Source organism: Halopiger goleimassiliensis, from assembly GCF_000455345.1.
Lineage (GTDB): Archaea > Halobacteriota > Halobacteria > Halobacteriales > Natrialbaceae > Halopiger_A > Halopiger_A goleimassiliensis.
In genome coordinates, this window is record NZ_HG315691.1 from 444,217 (window position 1) to 465,715 (window position 21,499).

A 21,499-nucleotide genomic window follows, 5' to 3' on the forward strand; every position below is an offset into this window, starting at 1 on the left:
TCGCGATGCTCGCCGTTCCGACTCGAGGTCTTCGCTACGCTCAGACCTCGCCGTCCTCGAACCGGAACGTCCCGTCCCGCTGGACGACCTCGCCGTCGACCTCGATGAACGAGTCCTCGCTCATGTCGACGATCATGTCCACGTGGACCGCCGAGTCGTTGGTCTCGTTGCCCTCGCCGACGGTGTCGTCGTAGGCGCGGCCGACAGCCATGTGGACGGTGTCGCCCATCTTCTCGTCGAACAGCATGTTGTAGGTAAAGCGGTCGATGTCGCGGTTCATTCCGATGCCGAGTTCACCAAGTCGACGGGCACCGTCGTCGGTGTTCAGGACTTCAGAGAGGACGTCCTCGTTCTTCGCGGCCGAGTGCTGGACGACCTCGCCGCCCTCGAACTCGAGGTAGACGTCCGTAATTTCGCGACCCTGATGATAGAGGGGCATGTCGAACAGGACCTCCCCCTCGACGGTCGAGGGTCGCGGCGCGGTAAAGACCTCGCCGCCCGGCAGGTTGTGTTCGCCGTGGTCGTTGATCGTCGGGTTGCCGTCGACGGACATCGTCAGGTCCGTCGTGTCGCCGCTGACGATGCGGACCTCGTCGGCAGGGTCGAGGATTTCGACCATGTTCTCCTGGTGTTCGCGCTGTTCCTCCCAGTCCTTGTTGACGGCGTCCCAGACGAAGTTCTCGTAGGCCTCCGTGCTCATCTCGGCCAGTTGCGCGTTCGCGGGCGCGGGGAACTGGGTGAGACACCAGCGCTTCGAGAGTCGTTCCTCGAGAATTGGACTGTAGGCCTGTTGAGAGGCCGATCGAATCTCGGGATCGACGTCGCTGGTCTGGGTGGCGTTGTCGGTGGCCCGAACCGCGATGTAGACGTCCGTCTCCTCGATGAGCGCGAGTTCGTGTTCGGGCGTCTCGAAGTCGTCGGCGTCGGACGCACGGAGGTATGCACGCGTCTGGCGCTTGCCGGCTCGTTTGGTCGTCGTGAGCGGGTTCGCACCCTTCTCGCCGATCACTTCGTGGAGCGCGACCACGAGGTCCTCGGCGACGGGATGGGCGTCGATCACGACGTTGTCGCCCGACTGGAGGTCGACCGAGTGGTTCGCGATGATCTCGGCGTGTTCGCGAATGCGTGGATCCATACACCAGACGTGTCGGAGGGCCGGGATACCGTTTTCGAATCGAAATCCGATCGACGATCGACGCCCCCGAGCAGCCCACGAGAGCGATTCGACGAGCCGAACGGCGACCGTCGCGCCGTCACCGCGTCCGACGGAACGGGCCACCGCCGACGGCGCTAGACGGCGGTCGGCCTGGCGTTCCCGCACCCGAATCGACGATGTCGCCGACGAACGAAACCGTCGCCGCGCTCAACACGAGGGCGACCGGCGACGCGATAGCGAGCGCAACGAAGACGCCCATCCCCCCGGCACTGAGCAGCAACGAGAGCACGAACGAGGTGACGGCGGCGACCAGCGCGTGAGCGATGGCAAACCAGAAGTAGTCGCCACCCTCGAGCGCCATCGCGTACGACCGCCGAAAGCCCTCGATCACGACGCGGACGAGGACGCGATCCTCGAAAAACCGGTCGACCCCGGAGAGTTCGTCGAGGTCATTCGGTCGTTCGAGCAGTTCCGGTTAGCGGTGATCCGAGAGGACTGACGGGGACGGCCACGGCCCCCGGGAAGCGTCGACGCGGTCAGGACGGGGGCTCCGCCGCCCGGCACAGCGCCGTGTAGGTCGTTCCGGCGGTGTAGGTCTCGAACACCTCACACTCCGGGAAGGTGGCCCGCAACGCCTCGAGAACGTCGTCGTCCGGGTTCCAGTTGGCGCACCAGCGGAGGAACCGCCACACTAGCGGGTTCAGGACCCGGGCCGGCCCCGACGGGAACGGTCTGACGTCGAAGACGACCAGCGGCGCGCCCGGTACGAGCAGGCGGTGGACGTTCTCGACCGCGCGTCGAACGTCGGGCATCACGCTCAGCGAGAGCGACGCGATGGCGGCGTCGAACGGCTCGTCGAACGCGACTCGCGTCGCGTCGGCGCGGACCACTTCGACGTTCTCCCAGCCGTGCTCGTCGACCCGCTCGCGCGCTTTCGCGACCATCTCCGGACTGTAGTCGACCGCGACGACGCCGCCGGTCGGACCGACCGCCTCTCGGAGGAGCGCGAGGTTCACGCCCGGTCCACAGCCCACGTCCAACACGCGGTCGCCCGGTTCGATCTCGAGGCGATCGATCGCGTCCTCGCGCATCGGCTCGAAGTCGCGTTCGCTCATCCCGTACCAGTCGCTCCAGCGGTCCCACTTCCGTCGGCTGCGCTCGAGGTGGGCCTCGTAGGCTCCGTCGGGCTCGGAGCGATCGGTCGCGTCAACTCCAACCGAATCGCCTGGGCTACTCGTGTCCCGATCGCTCGACTCCCGTCCGGCTTCCGCGTCGGTGGTCATACGCGTTCCTCGATCCGCGCTCGAGGAAGGACTGCTCGCGAAATATATCGGCCGTTTAAGTACGAGTCGTTCGGTCCGGCTCGAGTACCCGACAGCACGCCCGTGCGAGACACCGACCGAACCGTCGCGCACTCGCGGGCGTCACCGGATCGGCGTCCGTGCCGACGTAGGGTACCTCGAGCGAAACGGCGGGATCGGCACCCTCCAGATCGCAGAACCGCGAGAAGGTATGCAGCAGGCCGGACTGGCCGTCGAAGGCGGCGAGACCGGTCCCCGGCGACGCGTCGAACGTCAGCCTGTCCCGCTCGGTTTCGGTCTCGAGCGCTGTCGCCAGTCGCTGAAGTCGATCGCTCGCGTCGGACGGTTCGCGGACGAGAAACGGCCGATCGTTGACGTCGCCGCCCCACTTGTACGGGCAGTGGAGATCGAGCGCGAGGTCGAGGCCCCCGAGCGACCGCAGGTCGTCGGCGACGGCTCCGGTCGTCGGGTACAGCGGCTCGAGGTCGGCGACGGCGTTTCGGCCGACGTAATCGCGGTTGTGATCGTGGGGCGCGCGGTGTTTCCCCGGATCGCCGCGCTCGACGCCGTCGAGGTCCCCGAACGGGTAGACGTGTATGCGGTGGGTCTCGAGCAGTGAATCGCTCTCGAGTAGCCCGCAAACGACCCCCTCGAGGACGTACGAGCCGATCGACTCGCAGGCGTGATGGCGGGCGGCGATGGCGACGTTCCCCGTCGGCTCGTCGGCCGTTCCCTCGCCAGACGGCCCCAGTCGCAGTACGGGCACGTCGCGACCCGACGGCGTGGTCGTCAGCGTCTCGAGACGGACGCGGGGGTCGGACTCGACCTCGAGCACCAGCGCGTCGAAATCGGCCCGCTGGTAGGGAAACGAGAGCGCGAACTGGACGCGCTCGCCGGCCTCAACGGCGTACCGGAAGCCGCGGGCGTCCAGTCGAGCGTCGGCCCCGAGCCAGCGCCACGCCTCCCACGCGCCCGCGGCCGTCGGACTCCCGCAGGGCATCGCGGATCGGACGGCGGGGCCGCGGGGTCCCACTACCTCGTCGTTCGGAAAGCGGAACTCGAGGTCGCCCGCGAACTCGCACTCGACGTCCACGTCCCAGTAGAACCAGCGTCGCGTCGAATCGCGCGTCTCGGGCTCGAGGGAGACGACCGTCGGTCCCGAGCCGTCGCCGTCGACCTCGAGGACGCGACCGTTGCCGCCGGGATGGGTCGACCGGATCGTCAGGCGACCGTCGGTCGTCTCGACCTCCCGAACGGCTCCGGCCGCGCTCGAGGGACCGCCGTCGGCGTTCATACGCCCCGCACGAATCGAGCCCTCGTAAAAGATGACCACTCGGCGACAGTTGCCGCCCGGCTGTCGTCGGCTATTTTAGCCCCTAGCACCGACCTCGAGCCATGATCGATCTGCGATCGGACACCGTCACGAAACCGGACGAGGAGATGCGCGAGGCGGCCCGCACGGCCGACGTCGGCGACGACGTCTACGAGGAGGACCCGACCGTGGCCGACCTCGAGGCGCGCGCGGCCGAGCGACTCGGCTTCGAGGATGCGCTGTTTTTCCCGACGGGAACGATGGCCAACCAGGTCGCCGCGCGGGTCCACACCGAGCGCGGCCAGGAGGTGCTGGCCGACCGGCAGAGCCACGTCGTGAAGTACGAACTCGGCGGGCTGGCCCAACACTCCGGCCTGCAACTTCGGACCTACGACGCCGAGCGCGGCGTCCCCTCTCCCGAGGCCGTCGCCGAGGGATACGTCGCGGAGGATCTCCACCGGCCTGGCACCGGCCTGCTGTGTCTCGAGAACACCCACAACGCCCGCGGCGGCCTCGCCATCGAACCGGAGCGGATCGCCGCCGCGGCCGAGGCGGCCCACGAACGGGACGTGCCGGTCCACCTCGACGGGGCACGGGTGTTCAACGCCGCGGCGGCGCTCGAGGTGCCCGTCGCGGAGCTCACCGACCCCGTCGACTCGGTCATGTGCTCGCTCTCGAAGGGGCTGGGCGCGCCGATCGGGTCGCTACTGGCCGGCAGCGAGGCGTTCGTCGAGCGGGCCAGACGCACCCGCAAGCTGTTCGGCGGCGGGATGCGCCAGGTCGGCATCGTCGCCGCGCCCGCGCTCCGGGCGCTCGAGAACGCCGACTCCCTCGAGCGCGATCACGAGAAGGCCAGTCGGCTCGCGGCGGGACTGCGGGAGATCGACGGCCTCGCAGTGCAGGAACCGGAGACGAACATCGTGCTGGTCGACGTGTCGGAAACGGGGCTCGACGTCGAGACGATCCTCGCGGACTGGCGCGAGCGCGACGTGCTGGCGACGGCGTTCGGCCCGACGACGATCCGGCTGGTCACCCACCGCGACGTCGCCGACGACGACGTCGAGCCGGCGCTCGAGCGCATCGAGGCGTCGCTCTCGCCCTGAGCCGGACTACTGGTTCCCGCGCATCCCGTCGCGGAACTCGAGGATCGTCTTCCGGAGCAGCAGGTAGGAGAAGAAGATAATCGCGAGGAGGATCAGGACGATCGCGATGATGACGGGATCGTCGGGGATCAGGTCGACCATACGGGGGCGGTACCCGGGCGGCCCGCAAAACCGTTTCGACACCGATCGGTCGGGCCGGGACGTGGCCGTCGTTCGACCGTCGCTCGAGGCGAGACGTCGGTAGCTAAAATCGGTTTTTCACCTTACGCTGACTATAACGGCAGGGAACACCTACGAGTAACTGCGTCTCGCGGCCCGACGTCAGCCCCCGAACGTCGGCCCCCGACGCTGCCGTGGGTTCCGCTGGCGCTCCGCCTTCCATGACACCCCGATCGGCCCTCCATCGTCGTTCGACCACCCTGTTTCCGATCGATTCCTGCTGCTGACCGCTTCGAACCCAGCGCGGTTACGCTCGATCGATCGTCACCGACTCGATCAGCGTCCCGTCGGGTTCGCGGATCGCGCCCTCGAGTCCGTCCGCGCCCTCCTCGAGGACGGCAAAGCCCGGCCGGTTCCCGCGCGGATCGGCGTGGCTACCGGGGTTGAGCAACAGGCAGTCCTCCGCGTCGATCACCGCGGGCCGGTGGCTGTGCCCGAAGACGACCAGATCCGCGTCGCGCGAGCGCCCGAGCATCGCCAGTCCCAGTTCGCCGCTGTCGCTGCGGTGGGTGACGGCGATCCGGACCCCCTCGCGCTCGAGGACGCGACTCGTCGGCAATCGATCCCGGACCGCCGCGTCGTCGGCGTTGCCGTGGACCGCGAACAGGCGGTCGCACTCCGCCTGGAACGCCTCGAAGGCCGCTTCGCTCGTGAAATCGCCCGCGTGGACGACCGTATCGGCCTCCCGGGCGGCGGTCAGGGCCTCGCCCTCGAGGTCGTGGTCGCGCTCGCTGTGCGTGTCCGAGAAGATCGCGATCATATCGATCGCTTCGGCGGGCAAGGGAAGGTTCCTTTCGTCTCGCGATCCGTCCCCGGATTCACTCCTCGGTGGGGGACGTGAAGGCGTAGCAGGTACCCCCGGAAGAGAGTGCGTACAACGCGCCGTCGGAGACGACGAACGGATTCCAGAAGGAGATGTCGACGTCGTCAGTGTAGTACTCCCACCGGACCGTCCCGCTATCAGTTTCGATCGCGGCGAGGTCGAGCCCCCGACAGAAGTAGACGAGATCGTCCGTGACCACCGGTTTCGCGCCGCGCGGATCGGGGTTGACGTCGACCGTCCACTCGGTCTCACCCGTCGTGACGTCGGCTGCGAGCCACGTTCCGGCGACGTTGTAGTAGGCGTGCTCGCCGTCGACCGACGGGCTCGGATTGTGCGGCGTCCCGGCCTCGAGTTCCCAGCGTTTCGACCCGTTTGCGATGTCGAGAGCATACGGACCGACGAAGACGGTCCCGTCGACCACGACCGGATCGTAGTCCCTGAGGTCTATCGCCTCCTCGTTTTGGAACTCCCACCGTACGTCGCCGGTCGCGAGATCGATCGCGTAGACGGTTTCGTCGCTCGCGAGGTACGCCGCGTCGTCGTCGATCGCGGGGACGGCGCTGAGAGAGTTCGTCCACCCGTCATCGAGTTCCGCGAGTGACGTCACATCGCCCGCCTCGTACTCGACGCGGTGGAGTTCGTTGCCGCCCTGGACGATCAACCCGTCGTCGGTCGGTCGGGGTGAGTAGAGGCGTCCCCGGACCGACGACGAGAGCACCTCGCGTTCCCAGATCAGTTCGCCTTCGGCGGCGTCGATCGCGAACAGCTTGTGTTGGAACGTCGTATAGACGACGCCGTCGTGGACCGTCGGCCCCCAGTACCCGGCGTTTTCGAGGTCGTATCGCCACACCTGCTCGCCGCTCTCGAGATCGATCGCGTAGACGTACCCATCCCCGGTGTTGAAATAGAGGGTTCCGTCGACGAGCGTCGGTCCGGACTCGCCCGGTTGCTCGAACTCGACCATCGGTTCCGCTTCGACCGAGTCACCCGTCGGTCCTTGCATACCGGAGCGATACCCGGTGTGCTGGAGGTCACCACCGTACATTCGCCAGTCGTCGGACGTCGACGCGTCGTCGCTTCCGTTACCGACGGGGGTTCCCACGTCGTCCAGGCACCCACCGATCAACGACAGTCCGGTCGTTACGGCCCCACACCGCGTCAACCACTCCCGACGCGTGTCTGCATGTTCCATTATCGTATTCCGCTGTCACCCGTCCGCCTAAATAATGTCGATAGCGTTCTGGATCGAGAACAGGTCCCAGCTGCGACGGTGTGGCAGTGAGTGAGGCGGTGGCATCCGTCGCTTCGAACGGAAACGCCGTCGAACCACCGGAGTGGCAGACGCTATCGTCCGGAAACGTATCGGAGTGCCGGAATAAGCGGCATCACAATAGTTACCAAACCAAGCACCACTACTACCGTCTATACCCCGATGACGCCGCTTTTCGACCCCGCCGCGTACTTCGATCGACCGAACGCGCTCTCGCTCTCGAACGCGACGGACGCGCTCGCCGCCGTCGCCGGCTTCTGGCTCGCGGCGGTCGCCTTCCTGCTGGCGTTCACCCGGCAACTGGTCGTCCACGGGGACCTCGAGGGGTCCCTCGCGGCCGCCGCGCCGGTCGTCGCGCTCCTCGTCGCCGTCGTCGTCCTCCTCCTCTGGGCCGTCGATACGGCGATCCTGTTCGTGATGGGACGACTGGTCGGCGGCGACGGCGCGTTCAGCGCGACCGGCGTCGTCGCGGCCTGGGGATTCGCCCCGCAGATACTCGGCGTCCTCGCGATGCTGGCGACGACCCCGTTCGTCGACGTGGAGGGGACGGTGCCGGCCGACGATCCGGCGGCGCTCGCCGACGCGATCTCCGTCGAGCCGCCGACGGTGCTCGCGCTCGTTGCCGGCCTCCTTCCCATCGCGACGACCGTCTGGGCGGTCTACATCTGGGTCCACGGGCTCTCGCGCGCCCACGGCCTCGCAACTGGACGGGCCGCGATCGGTGCCGTCGCCGCGGCGATCGTCACGATGGCGCTCTGGGCGGCGATCTGACGGTCGTCCCGTCAGTCGTCGTCGCTGTCGTCGTAGCCCGCCACGACCGTCGATCCCGGCGGTCGATCGTTCAGCACGGCCTCGACGGTCGTCTCCTCGAGATCGACGGTCGAGCGCAGCGGCTCCCAGCCCGCGTCCGTCTCGACCGCGACGGCGACGTCGGTCGGACTCGCACCCGGCGGCAGGGCGGACGGGTCGTAGCCGAGTCGGATCCGAACGGCCTCGATCGCCTTCAGCTCCTCGAAGCCGCGGAGATCGACGGGACTCGAGAGCGCGTCGACCGGCGGTTCGCGGGCGCTGCGCTCGAGGCCGAACGCCTCGGGAACGACCCCCGCGACGACGGCGACGCGCGCACCGGCGGACTCGAGTGTGTACTCCGCGACGTTGCTCGAATCGTATCCGGGGATGGCCATACTCGAGGCGTCGAACTCGATCGGTATGTCGCTGTAGCAGGCGTACGCTGGCCGGCTGACGTCCCCCACCACGGTCGGTATCGACCGACGGCGCGCCGGGCGCGTCCGCTCGGACCGGTGCCCGTAAATCGGGCCGCCCCGTGGAGACGAACGCTTTTACTCCAGCGGGAACCTATCACGTATCGTGTCCGAGACGAGCGGCTACATGCGCTTTTTCCCCTACGAGGAGCCTTACGAGAACCAGCGGGAGGCGATGGACCGCATCTACAACTCGCTGTCCCGGGGGCAGGACGTGCTGTTCGAGGGGGCCTGCGGTACGGGGAAGACGCTGTCGTCGCTCGTCCCCGCCCTCGAGGTGGCCCGCGAGGAGGACAAGACGGTCGTCATCACGACGAACGTCCACCAGCAGATGCGCCAGTTCGTCGAGGAGGCGCGGGCGATCACCCGCGAGGAACGACTGCGGGCGATCGTCTTCAAGGGGAAAGGCGAGATGTGCCACATCGACGTCGGCTACGAGGAGTGCCAGACGCTGCGCGATAATACGCGGGCGCTCGTCGACGCCGAACGCGACAAGCAACAGCTCGAGCGCCGCCAGCGCGAACTGCTGGCGGAGAGCCAGGACGGCGACGGCTCGGCGGCCGACGCCCGTTCGGCCGTCATGGACGAACTCGAGTCCATCGAGGAGCGACTCGAGGATCTCGAGGAGTCGAACGTCTGCGAGTACTACCGGAACAACCTCACGCGGGATACCGACGACTTCTTCGCCTGGCTCTACGACGACGTCCGAACCCCCGAGGAGATCTACGAGTACGCCGAGCGCGAGGGCTTTTGCGGCTACGAACTCCTGAAGGAGGGCATCGAGGGCGTCGATCTGGTCGTCTGTAACTACCACCACCTGCTCGATTCCACCATTCGAGAACAGTTCTTCCGCTGGCTCGGCCGCGACCCCGAGGACGTGATCGCCGTCTTCGACGAGGCCCACAACGTCGAGGACGCCGCCCGCGAGCACGCGACACGGACCTGCTCCGAACGCACCTTCGAGTCCGCGCTGGACGAACTCGCCGATACCGACGATCCCCGATCCGAGGACGCCGCGAACGTCCTCTCGGCGTTCCACCGGGCGCTCGTCGAGACCTACGAGGAGTCGTTCGGGTTCGGGGAGAGCGCGGCGCAACGCGCCGCGGGTAACGCGAGCGGCCGCGGGCCGCGAGCGCGCGAGCGGATCGGCGAGAACTGGGAGGACGTCCCCATCGCCAACGAGGACCGGCGCGACGACCTCACGCTCGAGTTCCTCCAGCGCTACTCGGGCCAGGGGATCGAGGACGACCTCGAGGCCGCCATGCAGGTCGGCCAGGACCTCGACGAGCAGTACGAGGAAGCCTACCGGGAGGGCGAGACCGCCACCCGGACGGAGTGTCAGACCCTCCAGGCGGCGGCGTTCGTCAGCGCCTGGATGAACGAAGGTGCCAAGGAGGGGCAGTATCCGGTCGTCTCCGTGACCCGCGACGCCGGCACCGACGAGGTCTACGGCCGCGCGGAACTCTACACCTGTCTCCCGCGGCAGGTGACGGGACGGCTGTTCGAGGAGGTGTCCGCGTCGGTCCTGATGAGCGCCACCCTCCAGCCGTTCGACGTCACCGAGGACGTACTCGGCCTCGAGGAGCCGGTCACGATGGCCTTCGGGCTCCAGTTTCCCGAGGCGAACCGGCGCACATACGCCGTCGAGACGCCGCCGTTGTTCTCGTCGGACCGGGACGATCCCGCGGTACAGGAGGAGGTCACGGACGCGATTTACGACGCCGTTCGGATGACCCCCGGGAACACGCTCGCGTTCTTCCCCAACTACGGCGAGGCCGAGCGCTACGCCGATCGACTCGAGCGCCGGAGCGACGCGACGGTCTACCGCGACGAACCCGGCGTCGCCGTCGAGAAGCTCCGACGGGAGTTCGTCGCCGACGACGGCGCGGTGCTGTGTACCTCGCTGTGGGGGACGCTCGCGGAGGGCGTCAGTTTCGACGGTGACGACGCTCACACCGTCCTCGTGGTCGGCGTCCCCTACCCCCACCTCGACGACCGGGCCGAGGCGGTCCAGGAGGCCTACGACGCCGCGTTCGAGGGAACCGACACGGGCTGGCGGTACGCCGTCGAGATTCCGACCGTCCGGAAGACGCGCCAGGCGCTGGGTCGGGTGCTCCGATCGCCGGAGGACGTCGGCGTCCGCGCGCTGCTCGATCGACGCTACTCCCGGTCGGCGAAGTCGGATCTGGGCAAGTACAGCGTCAACGGCACGTTCCCCCACGAGGAGCGGGAGGAACTCATCGACATCGAGCCCGACAAACTCAAGTTCGCGATGTTGAACTTCTACGGCGATCACGACGCCTACGACGGCGACCCGCCGTCGCCGTGACGCGGGCGTCGCCTACTCGCCGGCCAGGTACTCGAGCGTGTGGTCGACGATAGCGGTCCGGTTCGCGTTGAACCCGTGGTTCTCGCCGGGGATCGTCGTGACCTCGCCCTCGCCGACGGCGTCGACGATCCGGCGGCAGTCCTCGGGCGAGACGCCCCGGTCCTCGTCGCCGACGAGGATCCGCACGGGGACGTCGACGTGGTCCAGGTCGGGGATGCCGATCGCGAGCTCGTCGCTGTCGCCGATCCGGGCGTCGGGTTCGTCGACGACCGCGGGATCGTCGGTCAGTTCGACGGCCGGAGCCCACAGGAGCAGGCCCTCGATCCCGTCGCCGTCGTGGGTCAGCGCGATGCCGCCGCCGAAGCTCTTGGCGATCACCGCCACCGAGGAACAGCCGTTCGACCGGAGGTAGTCGACGGCGGCCTCGAGCTCCCGGTGGAGTTCCGAGAGGGTCTTCTCCTCGAGTTCGTCGTGGCTCTCCCAGCTATCGTACCGGAAGACCTGTTTGCCGGCACCGGCGAGTTCGTACGCGACGACGTCGAAGATGTTCCCGAACGGACCGTGGCCGGCCCCGGGGACGATCACGACCCCCTCGTCGGCGTCCTCGGACTGTACGTTCAGCCGCCCCTCGTACGTCTCGTCGCCGACCGCGAAATCGACAATCTCGATTGCCATGCGGAGTGTGGAACGACTGACAGAATCGGTAAAAATACTTCGAAACGGAGTTGTGATTTCTCCGTCAGGAGCGATCGACAGTCCACGCTCTGGGTCGGTGACCGGGAAATCGACCCGATGTCCGGGTCGACGGCCTACGACGTGGACCGACGCCACCGAGTACAGGGGCTACTCGATCGTCAGGTCGGCCGTCCCTCCGGTGATCATCGCCGTGTGGGCCCCACCGTGTTCGATCGTGAGGTCGAACGTCTCCGAGTCCTCCACGTTCCAGGCGTCGATGAGGCCGTGCTCGTCGTGGTCGATCCGGAGGCTGACGGCCTGGCGCTCGAGGTCGATGTCGTCCCCGAGTTCGTCGAGTTCCTGTACCTCGACCGTCACCGTCAGTTCGGCTCCCTCTTCCGCGTCGAACCCGACTCGTTCGTCGTCCGAGAGCGTCGTGTCGACGCCCCCACCGCCGAGGAGACCGGAACATCCCGCGAGGGGGACGACTGCCGCGAGCGAAACGAATGCGCGTCGGTGCATGAACGCGAATAGCGAGAGGGGAGTCGAATAGCTTGTGGCCGCTTGCGGTACGGACGATCCGTGTCAGGCCGGCAGGGAGACGCGACTCACCGGCAGGTCGTAGCTCCCGTCGCGGAACTCGAGTTCGGTGACGGTCCACGTGATCGGCTCGATCTCGCGGTCGGCCAGCCGTCGAGCCGTCGCACGGTCGCCGCCGCGGGCGAGCGTCACGTGGGGGACGTAATCGGTGCCCTCGAGACCGGGGACGGCGTCGAACCGCTCGAGCAAGGACCGGTGAATGGACTCGAGACCGGGGCTCTCGACGGCGAGGTAGACGACGGGCGCGGAGCCGACCGGCGGGTCCTCGAAGTAGTCGATCCCGGTGATGCGGGCCTCGACGGCGGGCGATCCCTCGAGCGCGCGGTGGGTTCGCTGCTGGAGGTGGGAGACGTGGTCGGCGTCGCCGAGGCGTTTGAGCAAACAGGAGAGATCGTCACGGACCCTGTCGAAGCCGACGAGTTCCGGATAGAGGTCGTTCGCGAGGGTACGGACGCGGCCGGGGACGGGGACGGTGACGCTGTACACTGCAAGTCACTTCGCGTACGCGAGCTAGGACGGAGCGACGTATGAGTCTGGCGCTACAGGTAGTCCAGCAGCCAGAGGACGACGACGGCGGCGACGAGCAACAGGAGGATCGGCGTCACGATCTTCACGATGAGGCTGACGATGGCACCGACGAGGATCTCGAGGACGTGCAGGGCGAGCAACACTGCCACGAGGCCGAGGACGATCTTCAGGAGAGTCTCCACGGCTAACTTTCCGCGTTCGTCGTTCATGAACGAGCGTACGAACGGCCGACACAAAAGGGCTCGGTCCCGGCCGTCGGAAAGACCTATTTAGTCAGCTACGACATGTCCACGTAATGGACACGAGGGGGCAACGGGCCCTGATCTGCGTGCTCGTGGTGGCTGGGTGCCTGGTGGTGTTCGTTCCGTTCGCGTCGGCGGCCGTGGGGAACGGCTTCGGCGCGGGGAGCGTCGCGGCTCAAGAGAACGCCAACGGGACGGATCAGGTCGATGGCGGCGGCAACGCTACGACCCAGGAGACGGCGGCGGAGAGTCACCTCCTCGACGACGCCGACGAGATACACATCGAGGTGGCCATCCAGGAGAACGGCTCGGCGACGTTCACCGTCGATTACCGGTTCGACAACGGTAGCGAGGAGTGGGCGATCCTCAGCGAGGACGTCGAGGCCAACCCCGAGGCCTACGCCGCCGCCGAAGCGGCAGACTGGAACGAGACCCTCGAGGCAGGGATGAACGAGACCGACCGCGAGATGGAACTGTCGAACGTCTCGGTGACCACCGAAACCAGTACGACGCCGGTCGACCTCGGTCACGTCGAGTTCTCGTTCAGGTGGTCGTCGTTCGCCTACGTCCACCTGAACCGCATGGAGGTCGGCGACGCCCTCGTCGGGTTCACCCTCGTCGACGATACGACGTTACAGCTCTCCTGGCCCGACAGATACACCGTCCAGGAGGTCGATCCAGCGCCGAGCAACCCCCCTGACGGCTCGGTCTTCTGGGAGGGCGACAACACGGAGTTCGCCGAGGAGCAGCCACGGCTCGTCCTGATCGAGAACGGGGGGACGTCGGTCGAGACGACGGAGACCGAAGACGACCCGACGCTGGCCTGGCTCGTCGTCGCCAGCGCGCTCGGCGGCCTCGCGGCCCTCGGCGTCGTGGGCTGGTGGCTCCGGCGCGATGGAGCCACGCGACGTCCGCCCGAGACGGCGGCCGACGGGACGACGACGGCGGACCACGCGGTCACCGACGGTGACCACGACGGCCCCCCGCCGGAACTGTTGAGCAACGAAGAACGCGTCCTTCAGTTGCTCGAGCGCAAGGGTGGCCGGATCAAACAACAGGAGGTCGTCTCGGAACTGGAGTGGACCGAGGCCAAGACGAGCCAGGTGGTCAGCAATCTCCGCGAGGACGACGAGATCGACGTCTTCCGGATCGGCCGCGAGAACGTGCTGACGCTGGCGGGCGAAGACGACGAAGACGACTGACGACGTGTCTCGCCGGACCCGCTCGTGACCGCCGGACGAGGCAACCGAGCGAAATCCGGGCCGGAGGCGCAATACTTGCCGTGCAGAAGGACTTAATAGCGATCGCTCCCAACAACGCCGGTAATGAGTCGCGTCGTCGGACCCGCGCTTGCCGGCTCCGATACCGACGGGACTGTTTCTCCGCGGCGGCCGCGGCGACCGCGACGACCGGGCCTTTGAGCCCGTACTATACTACACTCTCATCGCCGGTCGATCGAACCGTTCCACAGTTCCCGAGAATGCAAATTTCTCGGTTAGCATACGCTCTATTCTTTAATTTCTAAACCAAAACCGACGAATTTAAGTCTGTTCTTGGATTGGAGTCGAGTACGACATGACACGCGTGGCACTTGCGTTCTCGGGTGGGCTGGATACGACCGTCTGCGTTCCGCTGCTCGAGGAGGAGTACGGATACGACGAAGTCGTCGGCGTCACGGTCGACGTCGGCCAGCCGGCCTCGGAGTTCGAGGAGGCCGAGGAGACCGCCGACGCGCTCGATCTCGAGCACTACGTCGTCGACGCCAAGGAGGAATTTGCCGAACTCTGTCTCGACAGCGTTCGCGCGAACGCGACCTACCAGGGCTACCCGCTCGGTACGGCGCTCGCGCGCCCGGTGATCGCAAAGGCGATCCTCGAGGTCGCCGAACAGCAGGACTGCGACGGCATCGCCCACGGCTGTACGGGCAAGGGGAACGACCAGCTCCGGTTCGAGGCCGTCTGGCGCGACTCCGATCTGGAGGTCATCGCGCCCGTGCGCGAACTCGGCCTGACCCGCGAGTGGGAGCAGGAGTACGCCGCCGAGCGCGATTTGCCCGTCGAGGGCGGCAGCGGCGGCGACTGGTCGATCGACACCAACCTCTGGAGCCGCTCCGTCGAGGGCGACGACCTCGAGGATCCTAGCTACGTTCCCTCCGAGGAGATTTACGCCTGGACGCAGGCACCGTCCGGCGAGACACAGGAGATCGAGATCACCTTCGAGGAGGGATATCCCGTCGCCGTCGACGGCGTCGAGTACGAGCCCGTCGAACTCATCGAGCACCTCAACGGCGTGGCCGGGGCCTACGGCGTCGGTCGCACGGACACGATGGAAGACCGTATGCTCGGCCTGAAGGTCCGCGAGAACTACGAGCACCCCGCGGCGACGACGCTTTTGAACGCCCACGAGGCCCTCGAGGGGCTCGTCCTCACGCAGGAGGAACGTCAGTTCAAACAACAGATCGACCAGCAGTGGGCCCAGAAGGGCTACGAAGGCCTGATCGACGCGCCGCTGGTGGACGCGCTCGAGGGCTTCATCGGCGAAACGCAGCAACGCGTCACCGGCACCGTCACGATCCGCTTCGAGGGCGGCCAGGCGCGTCCGGTCGCTCGCGACAGCGAGTACGCGGCTTACTCGGCCGAGCACGCCTCCTTCGACACGGAGACGGTCGGCAAGATCACCCAGGAGGACGCCACTGGCGTTGCGAAGTACCACGGCTTCCAGCGTCGCCTCGCCAACGAAGCGATCGCTGCGAACGCCGAGAGCGCAGAGAAACCCGAGATCGCTACCGACGGTAGCGGTACCGAAGACGAGCAGTAACGATGACCGAGGAGAGCGCTCACGACGACGGGTTCGCGGCCGACGGCGACGGCGAGGGCGTCGTCCGGCGGGACCGGTTCAGCGGCGGCCCCGCCCGGAGCTTCCTCTCCTCGCTCGAGGCCGACCGGCGGATCTTCGAGGCCGATCTCGAGGTCGATCGCGCGCACGTCGTGATGCTCGCCGAACAGGGCATTATCGAGGACGACGTGGCCGGCGACATCCTCACGGCCCTGGACGCCATCGAGGTCGACGGCCACGGCTCCTTACCCGACGGCGAGGACGTCCACGAGGCCATCGAGACGGCCGTCATCGAACGCATCGGCGAACAGGGCGGCAAGATGCACACCGCGCGCTCGCGTAACGACGAGGTCGCGGCCTGCATCCGCTACCGCCTGCGCGAGGACGTCCTCGAGGCCGTGGAGACCACGCTCGCGCTGCGCGAGTCGCTGCTCGAGCTAGCCCGGGAACACCAGGAGACGATCATGCCCGGCTACACCCACCTCCAGCCCGCTCAGCCGATCACCGTCGCTCACTGGGCACTCTCCTACGAAAGCGCCGTCCGCCGTGACACGGCGCGACTGCTCGAGGCGTACGATCGGATCAACGAGTCGCCGCTGGGCGGGGCCGCGTTCGCCGGGACGACGTTCGATATCGACCGCGAGCGCACCGCCGAGTTGCTGGGGTTCGAGGGCGTGGTCGAGAACTCGATGGACGCCTCCTCGAGCCGGGACTTCCTGCTCGAGACGGTCCAGGCGCTGTCGACGCACGCGACGACGCTGTCGGGGCTGGCGGAGGACCTGATCGTCTTCGCGAACCGCGGCTTCGTGGAGATCGCGGACGACTACTCCTCGACGTCGTCGATCATGCCCCAGAAGAAGAATCCGGACACGCTCGAACTCGTCCGCGCGACGGCGGGCGACGCGGCGGGCGGAGTCCAGGGCCTGACGACGACGCTGAAGGGGCTGCCCCGCGCGTACAACATCGACTTCCAGCGGGCGACGAGCCACGCCTGGGAGACCGTCGACGCGGTGACCGAGGCCAGTGAGGTCGCGGCCGGCGCGGTCGCCACCGCGACGTGGAACGAGGAAACCCTCGCGGCGGAAGCCGGCGAGGGGTTCTCGACGGCGACCGGCGTCGCCGACCTGCTCGCGGCCAACGGCCTCCCCTTCCGCACGGCCCACGAGATGGTCGCCGTCGCGGCCGAAAACGGGGCCGACTACGACGCCCTCGAGGCCGCCGCCCAGGACGTCCTGGGAGAACCCCTCGAGTCGTTCGTCGACCCCGAGGCGGTCGAGAACGCCCTCGATCCCGCGGAAAGCGTCGCGAGCCGCGACTCGCAGGGCGGCCCCGCGCCCGCGGCCGTCGCCGACCAGCTCGAGTCGGCCACGGCGTCGCTCGAGGCCGACCGCGATCGACTCGCGGCGACGGAGGACGCGCTCGAGGACGCACACGCGGCCCTGCGCGAGGAGGTGAACGGGTATGTGTGACGCTCGACGCCCGGAACCGCGACCGCCGTTCCCGCCGTCCCCGCGAGGGGACGGACTACCTATCAGATGATATGTAAAACAAAATCTGCCGGAAAATGGCCTTTTCATACCCGTAGTGGATAGTCTGCGTCGTATAATTGTTCTGATAATTTCGAAGCCTTTAAGGGTTATCGGCTCCGAGTTAGGGGTACAATGACCGAATGCGTCGAGTGTGGGGCGGACGTGTCCCTGCACGACGATCTGGAAGTGGGAGAGATAGTCGACTGTACGACCTGCGGTGCCGAGCTGGAAGTCGTCGACACCGAGCCGCCAGTCCTCGAGCGAGCCCCGGAGCTCGAAGAGGACTGGGGTGAGTGACCTTGCAGGTAGGAATACTCTACTCACGGATCCGCAAGGACGAGAAGCTGCTGTTGAACGAGTTGCGCGAGCGCGACCACGAGGTCGAAAAGATCGACGTCCGCAAGCAGGAGTTCGACGTCGGCGCAGCGCCCGACGAGTTCGGGGACCTCGACGTCGTCGTGGACCGCTGTCTCGCCACGAGCCGGAGCCTGTACGCCACGACGTTCTTCGAGGCGTACGGGATCCCCGTGGTCAACAGCCACGAGACGGCGGACATCTGCGCCGACAAGGTCAAGAACAGCCTCGCGCTCGAGGAGGCCGGCGTCCCGACGCCGGAGACGAAAGTCGCCTTTACGAAGGAGTCCGCGCTGGAGGCCATCGAGGACTTCGGCTACCCCTGCGTGCTGAAGCCGGTCGTCGGCTCCTGGGGTCGCCTGATGGCCAAGATCGACTCCCGGGACGCCGCTGAGGCAATCCTCGAGCACAAGGCGACGCTGGGCCACTACGAGCACAAGGTGTTCTACGTCCAGGAGTTCGTCGAGAAGCCGGGCCGCGACATCCGCGTGGTCGCCATCGACGGCGACCCCATCGCGGGGATGGTCCGGTCGTCGGACCACTGGATCACCAACGCCGCCAAGGGTGCCGAGACCGAGCCCTTCGAGATCGACGACGAGGCGCGCGACCTCGTGCGGAAGGCCAGCGACGCCGTCGGCGGCGGCCTGCTCGGCGTCGACCTGATGGAAACGGGCGACTCGTACACGGTCCACGAGGTCAACCACACGGTCGAGTTCAAGGCGCTGGACGGTGCCGTCGAGACCGACGTCGCCGCCACCGTCGTCGACTGGCTCGAGGAGAAAGCCGCCACGGCGGCCGAGGAAGTGGAGGTGAGCGCCTGATGGCGGTCGGCACCGAAACCGGCGCGGACGAGAGCGCCGAGACGGTCACCGCGACGGTCATCGGCGGCTCCGGCTTCACGGGCGGCGAACTCCTGCGCCTGCTCGCCGGCCACCCGAACGTCGAGATCGCGGAGGTCACCAGCCGGTCGAAGGCCGGCAAGAGCGTCGGCTCCGTCCACCCGCCGCTGCGCGGTACGGACCTGCGCTTTACCGAGCCCGAAGACCTCGACTACGTCGACGTCCTGTTCGCGGCGACGCCCCACGGCGTCAGCATGGGGCAGATCGACGAGTTCTTCGAGGTGGCGGATACGGTCGTCGACCTCTCGGCGGACTTCCGCCTCGAGAGCGAACAGCAGTACGACGAGTGGTACGACGGCCACGACGCGCCGGAGTACTTAGAGAAGGCCGAGTACGCGCTCCCCGAAATTAATCGGGAGAACCTCGAGGGGGCCGAGTTGATCGCGAGCGGCGGCTGTAACGCCACCGCGACGATCCTCGGGCTCTACCCGCTCGTCGAAGCGGGTATCGTCGACGGCGACCAGCAGATCGTCGTCGACGTGAAAGTGGGATCGTCGGAAGGCGGCGCAGGCGGTGGCGAAGCGTCGAGCCACCCCGAGCGCTCGGGCGTCGTCCGCCCCTACGCGCCGACTGGCCACCGCCACGAGGCCGAGATCGAGCAGTTCCTCGGTACCTCGGTCGCCTTTACCTGCCACGCCGTGGACATGATCCGCGGCGCGAGCGCGACGAGCCACGTCTTCCCCTCGAGCCCCGTCTCGAAGGGCGACCTCTGGCAAGCCTACCGCGGGTGTTACGAGGACGAGCCGTTCGTCCGCATGGCCGCCGGCGGCTCCGGCGTCTACCGCTACCCCGAGCCGAAGGCCGTTGCGGGGACGAACCTCGCCGAGGTCGGCTTCGAACTCGACCCCTCGAACAAGCGCGTCGTCGTCTTCTCGGCGATCGACAACATGATGAAGGGGTCGGCCGGGCAGGCCGTCCACGCCGCGAACGTCGCGCTCGGCTTCGAGGAGACCGCCGGACTCGAGTTCACGGGGCTGCACCCCGTGGGGGCACCATGAACTCGCTTCGCTCAGCAAGGCACCCTGAGATGACGCACTGGAGGTGTCTCGCGTGACCGTAGTGGTCAAGATCGGCGGCGCACGAGCCGTCGATCCCGAGGGTGCGCTCGCCGACGTCGCGAGTCTCGTCGAGGACGGCGAAGACGTCGTCCTGACTCACGGCGGCTCGACCGCCGTCGACGAGACGCTCGAGGAACTCGGCAAGGAGCCGACCTACGTCGAGACCCCCGGCGGCGTCGTCGGGCGCTTTACCGACGAGGAGACGATGGACGTCTTCAAGATGGTCATGCCGGGCAAGTTGAACACCGACCTGGTCGAGAGCCTGCACAACGAGGGCGTCGACGCCGTCGGCCTCTCGGGCACGGACGGCAAACTGCTCGAGGGCAAGCGCAAGTCGGCCGTCCGCGTCGAGGAGGACGGCAAGAAGAAGATCAAGCGCGGCGACCACTCGGGGAAGATCGAGTCCGTGAACGCGGACCTGCTCGAGACGACCCTCGAAGGCGGCTACACGCCCGTCGTCTCCGTCCCGATGCTCGGGAAGGAGAAAGACGGAGGCTACACCGCCGTGAACGCCGACGCCGACCGCGCGGCCGCGGCCATCGCGGGCGCGCTCGAGGCCGATCTGGTCGTTCTCACGGACGTCTCGGGCATCTACGAGGACCCCGACGACGAGTCGACGAAGATCGACTCGGCCGCGACGCCCGAGGAGTTCGAGACCGTCAAAGAGGCCGCCGAGGGCTTCATGACGAAGAAGGTCATGGCCGCCGAGGAGGCCCTCGAGGGCGGTGCCTCCTCCGTGACCGTCGCGACGGCCAACGCCGACGCACCGATCACGAGCGCGCTCGAGGGAGAGGGCACGACGCTCGAGCCCGGCGTGCTCGCGGACGAATCCGAGGCCGAAGCGGAGGGGAAAGCGCGATGAGCGACCTCGACTTCGTCTCCGGCAGCAAGCCCATCGCCCTCGAGCGCGGCGAGGGGCCGTTCCTCTACACTGCGGACGGCACGGAGTACCTCGACGCGGGTGCGAGTTTCGCCTGCACGCCGCTCGGGCACTGCCACCCCGACGTGGTCGAGGCCGTCCAGGAGCAGGTCGGCGAGCTGACGTTCGTCGACTCCTCGTTCCCCGTCCAGGCGCGCGAGGACGCCTACGCCGCGTTCGTCGCCTCGACGCCCGACGGCCTCGAGTCCGCGTGGTTCTGCAACTCCGGCACCGAGGCCAACGAGGCCGCGCTGAAGTTCGCCCGCTCGGCGACCGGCGAGTCGAAGATCGTCGCCGCGACCCGCTCGTTCCACGGGCGCACGATGGGGTCGCTCGCGGCCACCTGGAAGGACAAGTACAAGAAGCCCTACGAGCCCCTGATCGGGGACGTGGAGTTCGTTCCCTACGGCGACGCGGACGAACTCGCCGACGCGGTCGACGACGAGACAGCGGCCGTGATCTTAGAGCCGATTCAGGGCGAGGGCGGGATCAACGTCCCGCCCGCGGGCTACCTCGAGACGGCCCGCGACCTGACCGACGAGGTCGGCGCGGCGCTCGTCCTCGACGAGGTCCAGACCGGCATGGGCCGCACCGGTTCGATGTGGGCCTGCCAGAACGCCGGCGTCACGCCCGACGTCCTCACGACTGCGAAGGGACTGGGGAACGGCCTGCCCGTCGGCGGCGTCGCGGTCCAAGAGTGGATCGCCGACGGGGCGGCCTCGCACAACTCGACGTTCAGCGGCGGCCCCGTCGTCGCCGCGGCCGTCCACGCCACCGTCTCGACGCTGGTCGAGGAGGAGTACCACGCCCACGCCGCCGCGATGGGCGACTACCTCCGGACGGAACTCGAGGCCGCGGTCGGCGACGAGATCCGCGAGGTCCGCGGCGAGGGACTGCTCGTCGGTCTCGAGTTGAAACGCGGGGCCAACCGCGCCGCCCGCGACCTGGCGATGAACCACCAGGTGCTGGCGTTGCCCGCGGGACGGACCGTCCTCCGGTTGCTGCCGCCGCTCGTGATCGACGAGTCCCACGCCGACCGCCTGGTGACGGCCCTGGAAGCGGTCCTCGCGTCCACCGACTGAATC

The 21,499-nt window shown here is 67.7% G+C and carries 23 protein-coding genes; 11 read left to right on the forward strand and 12 right to left on the reverse strand.

The features are described from left to right. Positions 1-40: 40 nt before the first annotated feature. The 4 genes from TX79_RS16905 to TX79_RS16920 form a co-directional block, all read right to left on the reverse strand. A complete protein-coding gene (locus tag TX79_RS16905; RefSeq protein ID WP_049929249.1) occupies positions 41-1,135 on the reverse strand; it encodes an aminopeptidase in 1,095 nt (364 codons plus the stop codon). A gap of 118 nt (positions 1,136-1,253) precedes the next feature. Further along, a complete protein-coding gene (locus tag TX79_RS19440; protein WP_195892528.1) occupies positions 1,254-1,547 on the reverse strand; it encodes a hypothetical protein in 294 nt (97 codons plus the stop codon). 145 nt (positions 1,548-1,692) lie between these two features. Continuing rightward, entirely contained in the window at positions 1,693-2,439 is a 747-nt protein-coding gene (locus TX79_RS16915; protein ID WP_049928810.1) for a class I SAM-dependent methyltransferase, read from the reverse strand. Positions 2,440-2,494: 55 nt separating this feature from the next. Further along, on the reverse strand, positions 2,495-3,751 hold the full coding sequence (locus TX79_RS16920) for a M14 family zinc carboxypeptidase (RefSeq protein ID WP_049928811.1): 1,257 nt from the start codon (positions 3,749-3,751) through the stop codon (positions 2,495-2,497). 101 nt (positions 3,752-3,852) lie between these two features. On the opposite strand from TX79_RS16920, the gene TX79_RS16925 reads away from it, so the two are divergent. Further along, positions 3,853-4,872 (forward strand): threonine aldolase family protein, encoded by a 1,020-nt coding sequence (locus TX79_RS16925; RefSeq protein ID WP_049928812.1) that lies wholly within the window; start codon positions 3,853-3,855, stop codon positions 4,870-4,872. A gap of 6 nt (positions 4,873-4,878) precedes the next feature. On the opposite strand, the gene TX79_RS20050 is transcribed toward TX79_RS16925, so the two are convergent. From TX79_RS20050 to TX79_RS16935, 3 genes are all read right to left on the reverse strand, one after another. Then, positions 4,879-5,013, reverse strand: a complete 135-nt coding sequence (locus TX79_RS20050) for a DUF7859 family protein (protein ID WP_268257998.1) — start codon at positions 5,011-5,013, stop codon at positions 4,879-4,881. Between the two features lie 325 nt (positions 5,014-5,338). Further along, entirely contained in the window at positions 5,339-5,851 is a 513-nt protein-coding gene (locus TX79_RS16930; protein ID WP_049928813.1) for a metallophosphoesterase, read from the reverse strand. A 58-nt stretch (positions 5,852-5,909) separates the two neighbouring features. Further along, positions 5,910-7,106: a PQQ-binding-like beta-propeller repeat protein gene (locus TX79_RS16935; protein WP_049928814.1), complete on the reverse strand. Its 1,197-nt coding sequence runs from the start codon at positions 7,104-7,106 to the stop codon at positions 5,910-5,912. 240 nt (positions 7,107-7,346) lie between these two features. Between TX79_RS16935 and TX79_RS16940 the strand changes: the two genes are divergently transcribed. Continuing rightward, the gene (locus TX79_RS16940; RefSeq protein WP_049928815.1) at positions 7,347-7,955 is read left to right on the forward strand and encodes a YIP1 family protein; all 609 of its coding nucleotides are present in this window, start codon (positions 7,347-7,349) and stop codon (positions 7,953-7,955) included. Positions 7,956-7,966: 11 nt separating this feature from the next. Here the strand turns inward: TX79_RS16940 and TX79_RS16945 are convergent, their stop codons facing one another. Further along, positions 7,967-8,368, reverse strand: coding sequence for a hypothetical protein (locus TX79_RS16945; RefSeq protein ID WP_049929250.1), 402 nt, complete (start codon positions 8,366-8,368; stop codon positions 7,967-7,969). 205 nt (positions 8,369-8,573) lie between these two features. Between TX79_RS16945 and TX79_RS16950 the strand changes: the two genes are divergently transcribed. Then, complete coding sequence (locus TX79_RS16950) at positions 8,574-10,775, forward strand: ATP-dependent DNA helicase (RefSeq protein WP_049929251.1); 2,202 nt, start codon at positions 8,574-8,576, stop codon at positions 10,773-10,775. 12 nt (positions 10,776-10,787) lie between these two features. Here TX79_RS16950 and TX79_RS16955 read toward each other — a convergent pair whose 3' ends face one another. The 4 genes from TX79_RS16955 to TX79_RS16970 form a co-directional block, all read right to left on the reverse strand. Continuing rightward, the gene (locus TX79_RS16955; RefSeq protein WP_049928816.1) at positions 10,788-11,450 is read right to left on the reverse strand and encodes an alpha/beta hydrolase; all 663 of its coding nucleotides are present in this window, start codon (positions 11,448-11,450) and stop codon (positions 10,788-10,790) included. A 168-nt stretch (positions 11,451-11,618) separates the two neighbouring features. Continuing rightward, complete coding sequence (locus tag TX79_RS16960; protein WP_049928817.1) at positions 11,619-11,972, reverse strand: hypothetical protein; 354 nt, start codon at positions 11,970-11,972, stop codon at positions 11,619-11,621. Between the two features lie 63 nt (positions 11,973-12,035). Continuing rightward, complete coding sequence (locus TX79_RS16965; protein WP_049928818.1) at positions 12,036-12,536, reverse strand: 2'-5' RNA ligase family protein; 501 nt, start codon at positions 12,534-12,536, stop codon at positions 12,036-12,038. 53 nt (positions 12,537-12,589) lie between these two features. Continuing rightward, positions 12,590-12,787: a DUF7554 family protein gene (locus TX79_RS16970; RefSeq protein WP_049928819.1), complete on the reverse strand. Its 198-nt coding sequence runs from the start codon at positions 12,785-12,787 to the stop codon at positions 12,590-12,592. 86 nt (positions 12,788-12,873) lie between these two features. On the opposite strand from TX79_RS16970, the gene TX79_RS16975 reads away from it, so the two are divergent. From TX79_RS16975 to TX79_RS17010, 8 genes are all read left to right on the forward strand, one after another. Then, positions 12,874-14,022, forward strand: a complete 1,149-nt coding sequence (locus TX79_RS16975) for a helix-turn-helix transcriptional regulator (protein WP_049928820.1) — start codon at positions 12,874-12,876, stop codon at positions 14,020-14,022. Positions 14,023-14,395: 373 nt separating this feature from the next. Continuing rightward, positions 14,396-15,637, forward strand: coding sequence for an argininosuccinate synthase (locus TX79_RS16980; protein WP_049928821.1), 1,242 nt, complete (start codon positions 14,396-14,398; stop codon positions 15,635-15,637). A gap of 2 nt (positions 15,638-15,639) precedes the next feature. Continuing rightward, complete coding sequence (argH, locus tag TX79_RS16985; protein WP_049928822.1) at positions 15,640-17,124, forward strand: argininosuccinate lyase; 1,485 nt, start codon at positions 15,640-15,642, stop codon at positions 17,122-17,124. A 192-nt stretch (positions 17,125-17,316) separates the two neighbouring features. Further along, positions 17,317-17,481 carry a lysine biosynthesis protein LysW gene (gene lysW, locus TX79_RS16990; protein WP_049928823.1) on the forward strand — a complete coding sequence of 55 codons (165 nt, stop codon included), beginning with the start codon at positions 17,317-17,319 and terminating at the stop codon, positions 17,479-17,481. Beyond that, a complete protein-coding gene (gene lysX / locus TX79_RS16995; protein WP_049928824.1) occupies positions 17,478-18,359 on the forward strand; it encodes a lysine biosynthesis protein LysX in 882 nt (293 codons plus the stop codon). Before lysW ends, lysX begins: the two co-directional genes overlap by 4 nt. Beyond that, positions 18,359-19,435, forward strand: coding sequence for an N-acetyl-gamma-glutamyl-phosphate reductase (gene argC, locus TX79_RS17000; RefSeq protein WP_049928825.1), 1,077 nt, complete (start codon positions 18,359-18,361; stop codon positions 19,433-19,435). Before lysX ends, argC begins: the two co-directional genes overlap by 1 nt. A gap of 52 nt (positions 19,436-19,487) precedes the next feature. Next, positions 19,488-20,357 carry an acetylglutamate/acetylaminoadipate kinase gene (locus TX79_RS17005; protein ID WP_049928826.1) on the forward strand — a complete coding sequence of 290 codons (870 nt, stop codon included), beginning with the start codon at positions 19,488-19,490 and terminating at the stop codon, positions 20,355-20,357. Beyond that, positions 20,354-21,496: an aspartate aminotransferase family protein gene (locus tag TX79_RS17010; RefSeq protein ID WP_049928827.1), complete on the forward strand. Its 1,143-nt coding sequence runs from the start codon at positions 20,354-20,356 to the stop codon at positions 21,494-21,496. Before TX79_RS17005 ends, TX79_RS17010 begins: the two co-directional genes overlap by 4 nt. Positions 21,497-21,499: the final 3 nt, after the last annotated feature.